The sequence below is a fragment of the Acaryochloris marina MBIC11017 genome (genome assembly GCF_000018105.1).
Lineage (GTDB): Bacteria > Cyanobacteriota > Cyanobacteriia > Thermosynechococcales > Thermosynechococcaceae > Acaryochloris > Acaryochloris marina.
Genome location: NC_009925.1, coordinates 2,391,168 through 2,408,687 on the forward strand (window position 1 = coordinate 2,391,168; position 17,520 = coordinate 2,408,687).

Genomic DNA, 17,520 nt, shown 5'->3' on the forward strand with positions numbered 1-17,520 from the left:
GCAACACAAAAAGACGTCTCTTTTGAAGATACCTAATTGGCGTCGACTGCGGGGGGGAGAGATGACTTGTAGGGTAACTTGACGATAAAGGTGGTGGTTCCCTGGCGACTGGACACAGAGATTTCGCCTTCGAGTTGTTCAATCAGCTTTTGGACGAGGGCTAGCCCTAAACCCGTTCCGCCTTGTTTCCAGGGGTCGGCATTGGGGACTCGATAAAACTTGTCAAAAATTCGGGGTAGTTCCTGTTCTGGAATTTCAGCTTCATTGGTCACTTGCAGACGCAACATCGGCTTCGGAAATTCAAGATACTGGAGGGTGAGGGACACTTCGCCACTTTGGGGTGTGTATTTGCAGGCATTATTGAGTAACTCTGCCAAAATTCGATCGAGGCTAACGCGATCGGAATGGAAGGTAGGGATGCTTTGGTCGCAGTTCACCCGTAAATTGAGTTCCCGATCTTTAATCCGGGATTGAAACGGTTCGAGAGCCCGGGGCAACCATACTTGGATTTTGATCGGTTCCGACTTGATTTGATTACCGCCTGCTTCGAGGCGTTGCAGATCCAATAGATCGTTGATCAGTTCTGTCTCTCGACTACATTCGGCGTCCAGAATTTTGATATAGCGACGTTGCCGAGGTTCAAGGGGAAACTGACTGAGCATATGAATCGCCATTTTGATATTGGACATGGGGGTCCGCAATTCATGGGAGACGGTACTCAAGAAATCGTCTTTGAGGCTATTGAGACGCTCCAATTCCCGCATTTTTTGTTGGAGTTGGGCGGTGCGCTCTTCTACCTGTTGAGCCAGGTTGGTATTTAAGTCTTGGACATGTTGGTGAAGTTGGGCTTGATGAATTGCGATCGCACATTGATCCGCAATCGTTTTGACCAATCCTCGTTCATCGGCATTCCACGTTCGAGTTTCTAAAGCAAGACTTTCCTCCGTGGTTTCCTGGCAATGATACAGACTAATGCTACCTAAATAGTTCTGTAAATATTGCAGGGGAGAAATCAGCAGGGTTTGAATATTACATTGCTCACAAATCGCAATGAGTTCAAGATCGAGGTCATTCGTATCTGCGAAAACAACCTGTTGCCCTTGAGCCAAGGTCTCTTGAGAATGCCGCAAAAACATCTCATTAGCCTGAATTAAATCTTGGCGTCCAATAGCAGTATCACTCACATAATGATCCGCTAATTCACCATCTGAATTCATTTGAACAATTAGACAATGGCTAGCGCCCAAGGCTTCCGTTAACAGACCCACGGTAATTTGCAAGACTTCAGCGGTGACCATCGTTCCCCGCATGGCTTGGACAATGCGATTGATAATGGATTCTCGCTGGGCCGTATGTCGGAGTTTCTCTTCCGCCCGCTTACGCTCTGTAATATCAGTGACGTAGCTGCGGACTAAATCACTTTCAACAATATAGTGAATCGATTGTTCGTAAATATTTTGGTCAATTTCTACTTCCCGAACAAAGAAGTTGCTTTTGGAAGAATGCTCTGTTTGCACCATCTTCAGCAGTCCCTGCAACATGGGGTGCGCCACCCCTTCTTTGGAGATATCAGGAAACTGCATAACCGCAGCGGGATTGAGATAGGTAACGGTGCCCTGCAGGTCCATTTCAAGAATGGGACTCGGCGTTAACTCAGGGAAAGACGCCATCCGTACCAGAGAGGCTTCGCTCATATTCTGCAAGTCAGCGTCATCCGGAACCAAGGTCTGGAAAGGATTGACAGACTGTGACAGAATCATGGACAAGTCTGTGGCCTCACAGAACTTATCAAAATCGGCATCTGATAGATTCGAAACAACAAAGTATTTGGTTTTGACATCCCCCCCAAAAATGACCACATCTCCATGTTTGAGGTCATGGGAAAAGAGACGACGACCATTCACGATCAAGCCGTTTGTACTGCGTTTTCCTTGCAAATCACCGTCAATAATTCGGAAGAGAAAATTAGAGGTTTCCGGAGCGGTAACTCGCAACAAAATCGCATGCTGGCGAGACACCATTTTGGAATGCAGCACAATCGAATTGGTAACATCTCGACCAATCGAGTAAGTAGCAGCTTCTAAGGAAATGGTTCGACGCCCTTCGGCATCATCAATGATGAAGAGATGTCTGAAACGTTGTCTTTGATCCTGCTCAAGGTTACTCACGATTTGGGCTGTCAGTCGCGGTAGGGTGAATGGTTAAAAGAGAGATGAATGTAGTATGCCTCTATTGCTTGCTGAATTACACCTGTTGACTATTGTGTCATGAGGGTTAGACATTTCTCTTTAGAAAGGAAAGTTTAGTTATTTTGCTATTATTTGCCTCTTTGCTTTAGCTTCGCAATAGTACAGCGATTTTCCCAAGCATACCTCGACTCTAACCTAACCCCAATAGGAATAATGTCTATATCTGAGTCAATCTGATACGACAACACGCCCCCGCCTGCATAGTTGATGAGGAGATAAGGTCTTGATATTTCCAAGTCGTCTAAAAGACTGATCGGCTCTTTTCTGTACTTTTAGCAATCCTACACTCCATCAAAGCGACAGAGAGTATGCTATTGGCTGCAGAGCACTCCTCATCGCTGAGGCTTCCCTACCGTGAAGGAAGCGACTATCAAAATCAGAAGGGTAAACAGCAGTTTCAATAGGGCCGCATACAACAGAGACCCAGCCGTTACACGTTTACGGCTGGGTATTCCTGCTCCCTCACACTAAGAGGTAGATCTAACAACCTTGCTACAGGCTTTAATTCACAACTGAGGCTGGTTCATGGGCTCCCACCGCAAGCACAAGGCAAAGCGCAGCAACCGTTTTTTGCCATTCAAGGCGTACACTATCTTCTTCAACACCATCAAACGCTGAAACCAAGCGAGGAATAGAGCGTTGTAAAGCTTTTTCGGGTATGGGGCTATGCAGCTCCACTAGGTGAGTTAGACTTTCCTGATTATTTAGAAATGCCACAACCCACTTGGTTGCATGATCGGGACTATCAGGTACCCGATCAACCCCTAACTCTTGCTTGAGCCAGTCGTAAAACGGAGGCAGCTGCTTGGCCAAGATTTGTCCAGCCGTCGGTAAGGTCTCACGGAGCAATCCTGCATTTAGGCTTCCCAATAATTCGGTGACTGCGGGGAGGGCAAGAAAGTCTTCTAGACCCAGTGAGAGAAGGCTTTCGACAGTTGGAGCATCGAGTTGAAGGTGTTGTTGAAATGTGGCCTGCATTATATTTAGGACTCCTAAGTTTAGGACTCCTAAATATTAACCATGGTCGATCATTCTGTCAAAGAAATCTCATCGCAGTTCTCTCACGAGCGTTTTAGAATTTAAGAGTCTGGGATTGCTTCAAGGAGGTGAAGGTATCTATGGCAAAGACTTCACAGGATGCAACAGATACCCCCCTACGCCAACGGTTGGGCATCGGGTTAGAAAAAATTAGTATGGTGCTTAAAAGTCAGGCGTGGCACGATGCCAACCTGCAAGGACTGACACCCACCCAGGGCAAAATCTTGACCCTACTGCGAGATCGCCAACCCGTTGGCATGCGGCTATCGGAGGTGGCTGATGTTTTGGGAATTACCTCTCCCACCGCCAGCGATGCGGTGGCCGTTTTAAGTAAAAAGGGTCTGGTCGATAAACAACGTTCTACAGAAGATGCCAGAGCCATCTCGATTACTTTATCGGCCCAAGGGATTCAGCAAGCCGAACAAGTGATGGGGTGGTCTGATTTTTTGCTATCTGCCATTGATGATCTGACTGAATTTGAGCAAGAGATTTTTCTTAAAGGGTTAATCAAGATAATCCGAAGTTTGCAAGCAGAAGGATACATCACTGTTTCTCGGATGTGCTTGACCTGTCAGTTTTTTCATCCTAATCAGTATCCAGACAGCCAACATCCTCACCACTGTGGTTTTGTGGATGCTCCTTTTGGCGATAGAGATTTACGCATTGATTGTCCTGACCAGCTCCCAGAAGAGGCAGAGGTGTAAAAGTTTAGGTATCAATCAGCATTGGGATAGGTGGACCATCAGGGCAAGCGCTTACATGGCCTGTGAAAAATCCCAATAGTCTCCTGGTAAAATCAGAACATTACCTTCAAGCAAATAAATAATGTGTGTTGGCTGTTATTCGGTGCCGCTGATGGCATTGGTGTTACCTGAACTTGAAAACTCTTCAGCAATCATCGTTCCTTTGAGAGAATCATCTCAAGTCGCACCAGTTCAGTCCCAAGTCAGTACAGCTCAGGTTCAAGCTGAAGTTGCTCACATCACTCAGGTCCTACCAGACTCTCCCTACATCGGCCTGCTGCGGGAAGAATTTACAGCGATGCATCGGCGGCTAGAACATGCAACCAGTATGGGTGAGGCAAATGGGATTGTGGGGGAAGGGATCCTGAATATTGCTAAGCGGTTGGGAACCAATCCTAATCTTGATCGCGCCATTAAAGTTTTAGAGCCGAATCCAAACTCTGAAGTGGAAAGATCTGTGGATCAGTCTGGGCTGCTAGCTCCAAATGCCTGGGGATGGCTCTAAATTCTGGTCTACTGTTAGCCGCTGGTGGAGTGATTTATTTCTATCAGTGGATAAGAAAACTAAAAGGTTCTTATTCACTGATTGAGTCACAAATTTTGTGGGAATAAAAATAGGATTTTATTCCCGTAAAGTGTAGCCCTTTATATCAATGGGAATCCTAAAAAAGTCGTTGCCAATTCACCTTGAGAATTAGCAATTTTTTTAGGCACTATCACCCATGGATATCACTTCTTCTCAGTCTGATCGACTGGATCATTATTACCGACAACTCAATGCCATGATTTTGTCGCGGCAGCATCCGGTTAGTGGTCTGTTACCTGCAAGCACGGCGGTCAATATCCATGGGGACTATACCGACGCCTGGGTCCGCGACAACGTTTATAGCATTCTGGCGGTTTGGGGATTGGCCTTAGCGTATCGCCAGGATCAGTCGGATTCATCCCGGACCTTATTGCTAGAGCAAAGCGTTGTCCGATTGATGCGAGGGTTGCTACGAGCGATGATGCGGCAAGCACATAAAGTAGAGACTTTTAAGCATACCCAAGCGCCTCTGGATGCGCTCCATGCTAAGTACGATACCCCCACTGGAGATGTGGTCGTTGACGATGATGCCTGGGGCCATTTACAAATTGATGCCACCTCCTTGTTCTTGTTGATGATGGCCCAGATGACCGCTTCGGGTCTTTTGATTGTCTATAGTTTAGATGAAGTCAATTTTGTGCAAAATCTGGTCTACTACATTTCCCGTGCTTACCGGACGCCAGACTATGGGATTTGGGAACGGGGCAACAAAATTAATACGGGAACGGCTGAGATTAATGCCAGTTCAGTCGGTATGGCTAAAGCAGCCCTGGAGGCGATGAATGGTCTGAATATTATGGGAAAGCGAGGCGGACCGGCTGCAGTCATCCATGTGATGGCGGATGAGATTGCCCGTACTGAAATGAAGTTGGCGGCTCTATTGCCGAGGGAATCTACATCGAAAGAGGTAGATGCTGCTGTTTTGAGTGTGATTGGGTTTCCAGCATTTGCGGTGTGCGATCGCACCCTCGTAGACCGGACCCGCACCAAAATCATCGATAAGTTGCAAGGCCAATACGGCTGTAAGCGCTTTTTGCGAGACGGCCACCAAACCGTCCTCGAAGACCATACCCGTCTGCACTATGAGACCTGGGAGCTGAAACAGTTTGAAGATATTGAAAGTGAATGGCCGCTCTTTTTTACCTATTTATTCCTAGATAGTCTCTTCCGTGGGGACGCAGAGCAAGCCACGTTCTACAGAACTCGACTACAAGCATTGGGCGTGGAGCAGGATGGTTGGTCACTGCTACCAGAACTGTACATTGTCCCGGAAGACCGAGTAGAAGCCGAAAAATCGGAACCCCATAGCCAAGACCGAGTGCCCAATCAGAATATCCCTCTCGTGTGGGCTCAGAGTTTATACCTGTTGGGACAACTGGTGGATGAAGGGTTAATTACGCTAGATGATATTGATCCGTTAGGACGCCACCATCAAACCCAAGCAACAAAGATGGGGACGGGAACCCTGCAGGTGGCCTTACTAGCTGAAGATCAAGCTTTGCAAGAAACCTTAGCAGCAGCAGGCATTACCGCAGAAACCTTAGGAGAAATTGCCCCACTACAGGTTCGACCCGCCCATGATTTGACCGATATCTACCATCAGCTCGGTCAGAATCCGAAGCTGGGTCTTTCAGGCCGACCCCATAAGCGGATGCGGACATTAATGACCTCCCATCTCTATCGGGTTACCGGGGAAACCATGGTCTTTTTGCCGTCCTTTATTGATAACCGTGAGTTTTACCTGACCCTAGATATTCACTTCCTGATCTCGCAAATTCAAAGTGAGCTGGCTTATCTACAGCGCTACTGGCTCGCGGATCAACCACCGACCCTAACGCTACTCCTCACCCATCGCATGATCAAAATGGGGCAGGCTCCATTGCTTGAATTGCTGCAATCTCTCGCTTCTGGAGCGTCACCTATTGCGGGCCAGATTCAGGTGGGAATCTTAAGCGACTTTATCGACCATAGTGCGGTTATTCATATCGTCGGGCTAGAGCAAACGCCACCCTCCCAGGACTATGGCGATCAGGCCCTGACTCAGTACCTATCGTTTAGTGCAGAGCAATGTCATCCGCTAACCCATCTGCAAGAGCAGACCTTGGAGCTAAATCAGCATATTGATACGTTACTGCACACCCTCAAGCAGTCAGAGAATTTATATGAGCAAGTCGAAGTGCTGCACTTGCTGATTCATCAGCGCGCTTTGGATGACGATATCGGTTGGGAAGCCGATCAAACCGTATCCCTCCGTATTCTGTTGACCGAGGTCTATCTGAATGCAGCCCAAGCCGAACATTGGTCGATTGTGCGGCGGGCCGCCGGACTACTGAATATGGTGGATATTAGTTTGTCCGATGCGGTCACCAACTTGCTGGCTCACCAGAAACAGATCCTAGTCGGGCGCTCTTACAACGAGCATTCTTTGATCAATATGCCTCTACCTGCCCAGGAAATTGTGACTCGGATCAATGAATTCTGTCGGGAAGATGAACGCGATCGCGTCCTTACCCAAGAGATTTTGATCTATCTCGACCTGTTGACTAAATCAGAACCGCTGTTAGTCAAAGGGTTACTGACCCTGAGAATTGGCTATCTGATTTTGTTGCTGACCAGTGAACTGGCCCGTGAGCAACAGGTTACCCAAGATGAAGCCTATGAGCGGCTGACCCAACTCAGTCCCTACGATTTAAAGTCACGTTTACGCCAGGTTCTCTCGGCCTACGATCAGGTGCATAAGAGTTTGCATCAGCAGGAGTCGTTGCATATTGCCCACTGCACGGGTGAAGTCAATTGGGGCCTGACTCAGCCTGTACCGCTAGTGCATGAGTCTGACCCCGAAGACTGGCTGGTGAAGCGTCAGGTAGAAGGGTCCCTTAACCGAGTGCCACGAGAGTTTTATATCAAAGTTTGGCGATTGTTGAAACATACCCACGGGATTGTCATTGGTGAAAAGTTGGATCGCCGGAACCGCTTAGATAGCGAGCATCTACTGTCGGAGATGACGGAAGGAGAAACCAATTTTGCTCTGATGATTGAGCATCTACTGAATAAGATTCCAGCACCAGAGTATCGCCAGCTCAATGTGGAAGCGTTGCTGGAGCTAGCTCACGTCGTGGAAGCCAATCCCGATCTACAGTTCGCTGATCATGTTGTTTTGGATGTGATTATTGGTCATGCAGTGCGACTGGCCTGGTGGGATGCCCATCCTGAGCGGGTGGCTTCCTATGATGAGGATAAAGCCAAGGCTTGGCAAGCGTTCTACAAAATGCCGTCTCAGCACAGTGGTCCCTATGTCGTGATGGCCCTCCGCTTCTTAGTGGAAGTGAGCCAACCGGTGGCGGTGTAGACTCCCTAAACACACTACGAGCCCTGCCCTTCTGCTGCAAGAGACTCAATAAAAGCTTGATGTTCGGTCGTTGCCAAGCCTTGCTGCAAAATTGACAATACCTGGGCCATCTCCCCAGCGAGCAAGCCCGGAACGGATAACCATAAGCCTGGAAACACCTGAGAACGAATCACACCTGTTTCATCTGCTGGCAAAGATAGATATTCGCCCCTCTGCAGGCTAAACCAATCCAACTTCTGATCTAAAACCTGCCAGATGATATATTCTTGGACGCCATTTCGCCGGTAGGCTACTTTCTTATCGTAGGAATCATAGGCTGCTGTACTGGCTGCGACTTCCGCCACTAGCTCTGGAGCGCCCTCTAGATAGCCATCCTCACTTAACTGACATTGCCCGCCCGCTAAAGTATCAATGAGGAGTACCGCATCAGGTTGAGGCTCATTGTCTAGATCGAGTCGTACGGTGGGATTGTCCCCCATTCTCACACCGGATGTCATCGCTTTGTAGAATCCTAGCCATGTCATCAGGTTGCCATGGGGTTCTGCATGGGGTTCAAACCGCAGAGGTGAAGGCAAATATACAACTCCTTCGATTAATTCAGCTTTTTTTTGATGAGGCATGGCGTGGTAGCGACGTTCGAACTCGTCACGGGTGAGGTGATCGCCATTTTCTAGGAGCAAAATCGGTGCTTGAGCACTAAGAGATTGGGGCTGAGTTAAAGGTGACATTATCCAGAGTTCTGAGCCTAGCTTCCATTGTATCGTTCTTATTTTTAGTACCAGGTTCAACAGCTTGCAGGGGTCGATAGACCTTAGTCTGTACTTGCCACTGTATATAATGCTCGAAATCTGCGAACAGGGGGACTCTCATTATCTAGATAATCCTCAAAGGATTGGTTACTCAAACCCAACTTTTCAAATGTGTCTAATTCCTTTTGAGTCAGGGGATAAGGCATTTGGCCCGGTGGATCTGTTTCCTCACGACCTCTGGCAATCACTAATAGCTGGCCTAGGGAGGCTATCAAACGACTTATTTTTGAGATGGCAAGCGCGCGCAATGCCGAGGGAAGAACTTGCAACGTATAGGATTCTAGGACAAAGTCAAATCCCTGAGACCAGGTGGCTGGAGGGTTTAGCAAGTCTGCGACCTGGTAGGACACAGGTGAATTAGGGAAACGTTGGTTACACTGTGCGATCGCAGTCGTCGAAACGTCAAAGGCTACAACCTCAAACCCCAACTCCGCCAAAAACTCGGAATCATCCCCATAGCCGCAACCAATGACCAGAGCTGTTTTACCTGCCCCCTTTAATCCTTGGGTGATGATCCAATCGACTAAGTTTGGATTGGGGGTTAAATCAGCCCAAGGCACGGCAGCATAATCGTTGCCAGCTTCTGCATAGAGGGCTTCAAACCATCCCTGAGCATCTGCACGGGCCAGAAACTCTGACGCTAGTTGTTGGGCACGGTGACGAGACATGGTGGGCAGCAACTTAGAATACAGCGAAGTCGCCCCGCTCCGCTTCTTCGCTACCGTCAACGAGGCGCTGATAATATTCGAATAAAGTGTCTTTACCGGTTTCAGGCGTGGCGTCCGCATCATAACGCCCGGTTTCGGCATCGTATACCAACATCGATTCCGTGGCATAGTAATGGCCGATTCGCGCTAACTCTGCCTTGGCTGCCAAGCTTGGCACAATCTTGGCAATTCCGCCTAATACCGTTGCGATCGCATTCAGGAATCCAGGCGGTACGCTTTTGAAGCGGGGTGGGCAGTCCAACAGTTTAAACAAATATTCTCCCTGCTCCAAGGGCGTGAGGGCAGGTCCAGGCCCGCCGATGGGCAAAATTTTGTTCTGCAGTGAAGCGTCTTCGAGACAGTCCACAATGTAGGCCGCTAAATCTGGATCGCTGATCGGTTTGCAAGCAGTCAATGTGCCATCGCCAAATAGATAAAATGGCTTCCCGTTCTGAATCTTAGCCACCTGCCCCGCCAGAGATTTGAAGTAGGCGGTTGGTCGGACAATGGAATAAATTAGCCCGGATTCTCTCAGGGCTTTTTCAAAAGCAAGCTTGGCATGCTGAAACGCAAGGCGCGGCTTTTGCACGCAGATGGCTGACAACAGCACTATCTGCTTCACTCCAGATTCTTTTGCCAAGGAGAGAACGTCCATATGGGCTTGATAGTCAATGGCCCAGGTGTCGTCTGGTTCTCCTGTCCGTGAGGCTAAGCAGGATACCACTCCATAAAATTGTCGATTCTTGAACACTTGCTCAGCCAGAAACTTTGGATCTTTGACGTCGCCGAAGCATACCTCGGTCCCTTGTAGCAGTTGGGCCGTTTTTTCTTGGGTAAGCTGACCTCCAACCCCTGCCTGGGGCCGAGCAATACAAACAACTTCGTAACCGCGCTTCACCAATTCGGCGACAGTGGCTCGCCCAATCGTACCGGTGCCGCCCAATACCAAAATGCGACGTGTCTCCGAAGTGCTAGCGTCAGTCATGGGTAATTAATGGTGTGTTGTAGGACTCTATTCGTAGCCTACCAGTTAGCAGCTGCAAACCAATAGTTTCATAAACACGAACAGAAAACTAAAACACAAGACAGGCAGAGGATTACCAAGCTTTCGCTAAGAGAAATGCTACTGAGATTTTCCACGACCATATTTTTGATCTATTGGTCTACAACCCATGTCATAGATGAGGAGGTTGCATATTCCAGAGTCCCAAAATTTTGCTCTTGATTCGATGATCTCAGCAATAGCCAACATCATGTTCGTAATGCTGGGATAAAGCGGCTCATGAATTTGAGAAACATCTAGATCAGTCACACGATAGACAGGAGAGAATTTCTGTTGAATCGTACTTCCCAAGACGACAATTTGCCCGAAGTCACAAAAGAAGAGAGGCAATATATTGGATGGCTCATATGGGACAAAACTGGCATGGTAATCATCACGGGCTTGCCACCAAAATATTGCCTCTTCAAGCGGTAAAAAAGTAATATCGCCAATTAATTCAGCTAAGTGATACCCAAAATCGAAAGCGATCTCTGATGTCATATCATCTTCTCTAAATATTGGTAATGTGCCGTTATGCCAGCGGTAAAGCTCATATACTTCTTTGGAAAGCTTGAACGGATAATTTTGGAGAATGACGTCAATATCTCGAATGCTTAGTTGGGGACGCCAATATGATTGATCACATTTGGAATAAGCCTCAATTCGCTTCAAAGCATCTGTCAGTGATGGCATTAGTGAAAAGCTCTTCAGGCAAGAAATGATTTTATGGATCTGACAACGGAATTATAAACTAGGTGTTAAGCTTCCAGACTTGAACCGACAGCTAAAGCAAAAAATTTTGGGGGAAGACTAAGTACGCTACTACTTTCTCTTCAATCCCAACAATTAAACATGCGAAAACAACAGCTAGTAGCGGTGATAGCAGCTATTTTTGCTTATACCGTCTGGGATCAGCTTCGCCGATCCATTTCCCCCTGGATTGACTCAAATTTAACTGCAATTGGTGTCCCACATCTCATTGTTCAACTCATTCTGCTGGTATTGCCTCAAGTTTTATTACTAGAAGTTGTCCTTAAGTTGCTCTTTCTATCACTAACATTCCGTTCCCCGAAGTTTGTTCCTGCACAACCTGAGGATTGGAAAGGATTCAACCAAGATAAACTGAATGATGACACTTCCGAGTTGGAGAAGTTAGGTTTTGTATATCCCTCTTTTATCACTTTAGACAGAGAGAAAATCAGGATGCTTGAGCAATTTCCTCACCAGTGGACAGCAAAATGCCTCCATCTTTGATGTGAGTTGCTCAAACCCCTTTTTCAAAGCACGGCTGGGAAAGACTTCTAACCAGCGCTTTAGAAGATTCCAACTGATTAACGGTTGAATGATCAAGCGCACATTATTGAGCAGATTCTTCCACCCGTTTTGGTTATCCCACCAAGGATGCTGCGCAAAGTGTTGATGTGCCACTGGACAAGAGTCATTGAAGACATCAGCGAACAAACTCACCATCAAGAAAGCGCTCATCACTATCTCCCACCACTTTTCAATTTGTTCGTAGTGCGTCATGCGAAAATCAGCCCAACCCAAGGTATCTTTAGACTGTTTGAGACCATACTCAATCCAAGTTCTGAAGCCATAGCAATCCCCAATTTCATCCAGCTTGATCTCGGGTGCCGCTGCCATGACATAAGAGGTTGAGTTCTCTGGTAGCGTTTGGGGGTCCGTGGTTAATAGCCAATAGCGCTTCTGGTGGTGTCGCTGGCCATAAATGATCTCTTGCCTGTAACGAGTTTCAGTGGTGCCATTGCTGAAGGTTCGTTCAAATGACTGCCACGGTTCGGCAAAGACTGCTTGTTCTGCGGGTAACCACACCGCATGATTGCTACGAATCGCTAGGATATAGGGCAGCTTTAACTCCTCTAAGACATTCACAAAGTTTGTTTGAGCTTCCCCATACAAGCTGTCAGCCAGGACGAGCTCAAAGCAAAAGCCCATCCCTTGCAACTGTCGGATCATTCCAGCAGCAATTTGGGGTTTGCTGAGATACTCATCCTCCTCTTTAAGACGTTCTCGGGGTTTGTACACTTCAAAGGACAAAGGCAAAATCATCCCTTGAAACAGCCCGTAGGCAGTGACTGCGACGATGCCATTCTCTTTCTTGCCCACATTGCCGATATACTGCCGTTTCACATAGTCGGTACTCTTGCCTTTTTTGCAATCGCCCGTCTCATCGATCAATAGAATTAACCTGCGCCCATCCAGTATTTTCAAGATGATGTCCAATCTCTTGTCAGACAAATGTGACGCTACCCAAGGTGATTCACTCAGAAAATGATGCAGGCTTTGATGGTTCTCCAAGCCCACTGCTCTTGCAATGGCGGGCAATGATTTACGTTTGATATCACTAATCATCCCCAGATGGAGATGCTTGAAGGCTTCATAACTGCGGACTTGGGGAAATAACTCTGCAAATAGTTGGCAGTACTCATCAACAAAGCCAATGGTTGGTTCTGGACTTCTTGAAGCTGACATCACTCATTAGAAAAATAGAAACTGAGAATAGTCTATTTTTTATCTGTCTAAAGTGATAAAAGAGGGATATACTCTAGACGGTTAAGAGATTAACTTTCTGGAAAGACTGAAACTTGAGTGAGAGCAGGCTGGTTAGTTTCGCCTTATGCTCTGTATTGCATTGGTCAATGCACTGTTGAATGGCCCCTTTGAAAGAGTGAAAATCCGAATAATACTTCGAGTAGAGACATTCCTTGCGCACAAAGCGCCAAAGCCGCTCAATCAAATTCAAATGGGGTGAATAGGAGGGCAAATAGACTAACTCAATATCGACGATCTCAGCAAAGTCAGTCACCAGCTGGCATTTTTGATATCGGGCATTGTCTAAAATGACGCTGATGGGTATGACTGGGTCGAGTAGTGCCAGCTTGGCTAGCAACAGACACATGCTATGAGAGTTGATGTAGGTGTGGTTGGTGATACTGGTGACTTCTTTGGTGACAGCGTTGAGTGCACCCAGAACATTGAATCGTTGACGGCCAGAAGGAGAAGGGATGAAGATCCGACGAAGGCACCAGAGAAACCCCAGATAAGCCCGGTGAACAAAATGAGCAGCATCCACAAAAAAGACAAGACGCTCTTGGCGTTGAGCTTCCTCTAATAAGGGTTCAAGGCGAGTTTGTCGAAACTGCTCTTGCTCCTCAATTTTCTCGGGCAGACTCGACTTTCCCGGCACATACCCCACTTTTCGAGAGCGACAACCAATGCGTTTGAGGAAGGCTTTGAATCTGGGTTGGAGAACGCTTAATACCTGTCAATTGTTCAATGACTGCTTGGGCTTCTGCACTGGTGCGGGGCGGGTGTTGCTCAAAATAGGCTCTCACACTATCGCTATGAGCGTTGAGTGAACTGGATTGACCTTTGTATTCCAGGGTTTTCAACCCTTCAATTCCGCCTTGTTGATACAGACGAAGGGTTTTAGCTAAGGTCGGACGACTAATCTGACAAAGCTGACAAATCTGGGCATGGGGAAGACCCTGACTTTTCAAGTAGAGCACTTCCATCCGTCGCTGCACCCGTGGGTGAGGGTGATGATAGCGTTCGTAATTGAGGTGTTGGATTTCCTCTGCGGTGAAATCAATTTTAATCATGCAAGTAGGGGAGTCGGTTGAGGGATACTCCCAGTCTGCCAAATCTCTCCACTACAATGTTAAGCCGCAAGTCGTACGCAGTATACCTCACTGATTACAGGGTTCTATCTCATCGGGTTATAGCAAGGCTATTTGCTCATCCTCAAAAATTTTGCTTCGCAGAGCTGGGTCAGCATGAAGATTTTCCTATGTTCTGTAGCATATCTTCTAGCTTAGAAAAGCAATGGTCTATAGCAGTTACAAATATGCCTTCATTTGCTATCTCTTTTGCCTTCCTATGGCAACCACGAGGCCTTATAAAATATTTTGAGAATACATCAGAGAATATGATGTTTCAAGCACTATTAGACTTACGTGAACAGGTTTCTAGTGACTTGGGGCTAGAACTAGTCCAAGATATGAGAGCTGAAACTTATTTTGAGCTAGAACGTAAACGAACGAGAGACAGAAGGCGTTCATTTCTTTATTCAAGCGTTATTTGGAGACTATTGAAGTGGTTATGGTTTTCTCTGAATCCCCAAGATGAGTATTTAGGGGCTTACTCCAAGCTCAAAGGGAAGCGGTAGAACATAAATTCATGAATTTATTAGTCATAATATGTGTCTGCCAAGAACTAATAGACCTCTTGCAATATTCGTTTCATGATGTGCTACTTACGCAACAGATATCGCGATCTGACTCGAATTTTAAGTCCTCCACCATATCGTTAGTTGAAGTATGCAAGAGGTCTAATGTTGAGCTAAGCCGAGATGTAGAAACATACGTCGACGTCCAAAACAGATTATGTATCTAGGGCTTGCTGAAACACAGTTTAGTGGACGAGTGGACACCACGAGTTTTCAGACATGCGCTTGGTGATCCTTACAATACATTCCAATCGCTGATCTATTTTTTAGATTTCTGAGAAGTGGTGACACTCAGCGTGACATAAAGAGTTTCGGGTTCGGCCTCGATCACCTGAACTACAAGCGGTTGAATGGTGTTGGTCAGTTCGTCAACATTTTTCTCAGAGATCTCATTAGCGGGAATGATAACGTTGACATTCGTGAAGGCACCATTGCTCCAATTCCCACTTACTTTTGAATCAACACTAAGTTCAGCATTGATAGCGCGCTCTAATTCCGCGAACTTCTCGAACGTACCCATTAAGTTGTCAACAGCACTGCATGCAGGTAAGAGAAGCATTGCCCCAATGACTAGCGCAGATGACTTATTCAATTGGGTGAACATATTCTTAGATACCTCATTATTAATTTATTGGGCAAGGCATGATAACTCTGAGATTAAGTGTTATCCGACCCTATTCGTATAATTCCCAACGTAAGATTTCTTTGAATATCACCTATATAATTCCGAAGTGAGAATATTATCTGCTATTTACCTTGAATTTTGTAGTTCTGCTTGAAAATATTCGAATTTAGTATTTTTTACGCTAGAAGTCTTTGCGAATTTCTTTGTTTATAGCTAACTCTTCCTAGCATTGATTTGACTTGGGTTAAATCAGGAAGCTTCTTTACAATGAGATGATTGTCACAGATCTCCTACCGCAATGAGAAAAGAGGCATCATCAGGTAACTTTGTCGCCATTGACTTTGAAACAGCAGATTACCAAAGAGATAGCGCTTGTGCCATTGGCGTCATCCGGGTAGAAAATGACCAAATTGTTGATCGGTCCCACTTCCTGATTCGCCCGCCACGCCAGAAATTCCAATTTACCTACATCCACGGCATTACTTGGTCTGATGTAAAACACCATCCAACTTTTGCTGAATTATGGCCAAATCTCCAACCCAAATTTGCAGGCAGTGACTTTGTCGCGGCCCACAACGCTAATTTTGATCGCTCTGTGCTTAATGCTTGCTGTCAGGCAGCCGAACTAGATCCTATGCCCCTGCCTTTTCTCTGCACTGTCAAGCTTGCTCGGGAAGTATGGAATATCCGACCAACAAAATTGCCTAACGTATGTGAGTTTTTGGATATCCCCTTACAGCATCATCAAGCTCTTTCCGATGCCGAAGCCTGCGCCAAAATTGTGATTGCAGCACGACAACAGTAAATGCTTGTACCTGCTAATTGACATTGGTCAGCACCATTCCAGAATCTCAGACATTTTGCTTTTGGTCCTTGTCATAATCTGCATCGAGAGACCAACGTAGCGGTTGATAGGTTAAACCTCATAAAGGGTTAGCATTCAGTTCCAAAGTCATCAAGTACTCATCATAATATTTCCCATCTTTGATAAAAGTTTCGTGTTCTGTACCGTATAGGAGTTACGCATTGATAGAAGTGCATTGATCCATTTCGGCAAAAGTAGATATCGTCAGATTGTCCAAAATAAACTGGCGAATCACGGGTACAAACAATTGTCTTGATATTTGATAACAGTTGTTGAGCAATCCTTGGATGCACATCGTTTGCAGGCGACAGAACGCTCTGAGCGCACAAAAGCAATGATTACGAATGGCTTGCTCATCTCGGACATAGAATCGTTCGATATTGCATACTTGTTTAATGACTCTATGGAAGCATTCAATTTTCCAGTGGTCATCATGCACCGCTTTGAAGATCTTGCGAGTGAGATGTTGCAATCGTTCTAATTCGGGTTGGTACAAGATGTAGTGTCGCAGTTCGTCTTTGAACGGCTGACAAAATACCTTCACCCAACCAAAGGCTTTGAGATAAACCATCCTCCCTGTATCAGGTATATCTAGCTGTTTAACCTGTACTAAGGAGCCTCGCTCTACAGAGACCTGACGATTGCTGGCGATGCCAAAGAGAAAACCCACTTTCTCGTTTCTGAGAAACTTCAGGTTTTCCAGGCTTGAATACCAACTATCACCTGTCACCCAAGCCGGTGTAATGCCCCATTGTTTGACCTCAAGCACCATCTCCCGGAAGTAATCGTTTTTGGTTTTGCCCTCCTGTTTGTCGTAAATGCGAAAGTTGATGGGATAAGAATGACCCGCTGTATCGGTGTAGTACAACGTGATTAAATTGAGTCCTTTGACACTCCGCTTGTGCTTGCCTGACCAGAAGTAATCGACAAAGGCACTTTTGCTCAGGTCCCGATAGGGTTTGTCTTCCACACTGTCGTCAACGCTGAGGATGCCTACTGTCCAACCAATATGGGCTTTGACCTCATCCAATAAATCTTTGGGGGTGTAGTTCTCGCGTAATAGAAATCGATTCACGCTATCGTGACTCAACTCTGACAGAATCTCTGATAACCGCATACAGCTGACATATCGAGGCTCCGCCAGCAGGAATAGGGTGTAGAGAGTGCTATTACACTTTGCTGTGGAAGGTTTAGATATCTGACGCATGAGGTTTGAATACTGGGTCGAAGCAAGGGCTGCTTAATACACTACAGCGTT

General features: G+C 46.5%; 14 protein-coding genes and 1 pseudogene. 5 read left to right on the forward strand and 10 right to left on the reverse strand.

Annotated features, from left to right (window positions below; translation table 11 throughout):
* Nucleotides 1–32: 32 nt before the first annotated feature.
* Entirely contained in the window at nucleotides 33–2,168 is a 2,136-nt protein-coding gene (locus AM1_RS10750; protein WP_012162866.1) for an ATP-binding protein, read from the reverse strand.
* Between the two features lie 582 nt (nucleotides 2,169–2,750).
* Nucleotides 2,751–3,227 carry a hypothetical protein gene (locus AM1_RS10755; RefSeq protein ID WP_012162867.1) on the reverse strand — a complete coding sequence of 159 codons (477 nt, stop codon included), beginning with the start codon at nucleotides 3,225–3,227 and terminating at the stop codon, nucleotides 2,751–2,753.
* Nucleotides 3,228–3,367: 140 nt separating this feature from the next.
* Here AM1_RS10755 and AM1_RS10760 point away from each other — a divergent pair, with 140 nt between their 5' ends.
* From AM1_RS10760 to AM1_RS10770, 3 genes are all read left to right on the forward strand, one after another.
* Nucleotides 3,368–3,991: a MarR family winged helix-turn-helix transcriptional regulator gene (locus AM1_RS10760; RefSeq protein WP_012162868.1), complete on the forward strand. Its 624-nt coding sequence runs from the start codon at nucleotides 3,368–3,370 to the stop codon at nucleotides 3,989–3,991.
* 151 nt (nucleotides 3,992–4,142) lie between these two features.
* Entirely contained in the window at nucleotides 4,143–4,535 is a 393-nt protein-coding gene (locus tag AM1_RS10765) for a hypothetical protein (RefSeq protein ID WP_148215716.1), read from the forward strand.
* Nucleotides 4,536–4,752: 217 nt separating this feature from the next.
* Complete coding sequence (locus tag AM1_RS10770) at nucleotides 4,753–7,965, forward strand: glycoside hydrolase family 15 protein (protein ID WP_012162870.1); 3,213 nt, start codon at nucleotides 4,753–4,755, stop codon at nucleotides 7,963–7,965.
* A 14-nt stretch (nucleotides 7,966–7,979) separates the two neighbouring features.
* On the opposite strand, the gene AM1_RS10775 is transcribed toward AM1_RS10770, so the two are convergent.
* From AM1_RS10775 to AM1_RS10790, 4 genes are all read right to left on the reverse strand, one after another.
* Nucleotides 7,980–8,693, reverse strand: coding sequence for a Uma2 family endonuclease (locus tag AM1_RS10775; RefSeq protein ID WP_012162871.1), 714 nt, complete (start codon nucleotides 8,691–8,693; stop codon nucleotides 7,980–7,982).
* Nucleotides 8,694–8,776: 83 nt separating this feature from the next.
* Nucleotides 8,777–9,442 (reverse strand): class I SAM-dependent methyltransferase, encoded by a 666-nt coding sequence (locus AM1_RS10780; protein WP_012162872.1) that lies wholly within the window; start codon nucleotides 9,440–9,442, stop codon nucleotides 8,777–8,779.
* A gap of 13 nt (nucleotides 9,443–9,455) precedes the next feature.
* Nucleotides 9,456–10,466 carry an NAD(P)H-binding protein gene (locus AM1_RS10785; RefSeq protein ID WP_012162873.1) on the reverse strand — a complete coding sequence of 337 codons (1,011 nt, stop codon included), beginning with the start codon at nucleotides 10,464–10,466 and terminating at the stop codon, nucleotides 9,456–9,458.
* A gap of 138 nt (nucleotides 10,467–10,604) precedes the next feature.
* Nucleotides 10,605–11,216 (reverse strand): SMI1/KNR4 family protein, encoded by a 612-nt coding sequence (locus tag AM1_RS10790; protein ID WP_012162874.1) that lies wholly within the window; start codon nucleotides 11,214–11,216, stop codon nucleotides 10,605–10,607.
* Nucleotides 11,217–11,375: 159 nt separating this feature from the next.
* Here AM1_RS10790 and AM1_RS40955 point away from each other — a divergent pair, with 159 nt between their 5' ends.
* A complete protein-coding gene (locus AM1_RS40955) occupies nucleotides 11,376–11,777 on the forward strand; it encodes a hypothetical protein (RefSeq protein WP_148215717.1) in 402 nt (133 codons plus the stop codon).
* Here AM1_RS40955 and AM1_RS10795 read toward each other — a convergent pair.
* The 3 genes and pseudogenes from AM1_RS10795 to AM1_RS10815 all read right to left on the reverse strand — a co-directional run bounded on the left by AM1_RS10795 (nucleotide 11,706) and on the right by AM1_RS10815 (nucleotide 15,376).
* Nucleotides 11,706–13,016 carry an IS701-like element ISAcma8 family transposase gene (locus AM1_RS10795; RefSeq protein WP_012160919.1) on the reverse strand — a complete coding sequence of 437 codons (1,311 nt, stop codon included), beginning with the start codon at nucleotides 13,014–13,016 and terminating at the stop codon, nucleotides 11,706–11,708. The two genes, AM1_RS40955 and AM1_RS10795, sit on opposite strands and share 72 nt — an antisense overlap.
* Before the next feature lie 73 nt (nucleotides 13,017–13,089).
* Nucleotides 13,090–14,146: pseudogene (locus AM1_RS39780) on the reverse strand (IS630-like element ISAcma41 family transposase).
* A gap of 885 nt (nucleotides 14,147–15,031) precedes the next feature.
* Nucleotides 15,032–15,376, reverse strand: a complete 345-nt coding sequence (locus tag AM1_RS10815) for a hypothetical protein (protein ID WP_041659654.1) — start codon at nucleotides 15,374–15,376, stop codon at nucleotides 15,032–15,034.
* Between the two features lie 319 nt (nucleotides 15,377–15,695).
* On the opposite strand from AM1_RS10815, the gene AM1_RS10820 reads away from it, so the two are divergent.
* Nucleotides 15,696–16,202 carry a 3'-5' exonuclease gene (locus AM1_RS10820; RefSeq protein WP_012162879.1) on the forward strand — a complete coding sequence of 169 codons (507 nt, stop codon included), beginning with the start codon at nucleotides 15,696–15,698 and terminating at the stop codon, nucleotides 16,200–16,202.
* Nucleotides 16,203–16,416: 214 nt separating this feature from the next.
* On the opposite strand, the gene AM1_RS10825 is transcribed toward AM1_RS10820, so the two are convergent.
* Entirely contained in the window at nucleotides 16,417–17,469 is a 1,053-nt protein-coding gene (locus AM1_RS10825) for an IS701-like element ISAcma22 family transposase (RefSeq protein ID WP_012162880.1), read from the reverse strand.
* Nucleotides 17,470–17,520 lie beyond the last annotated feature (51 nt).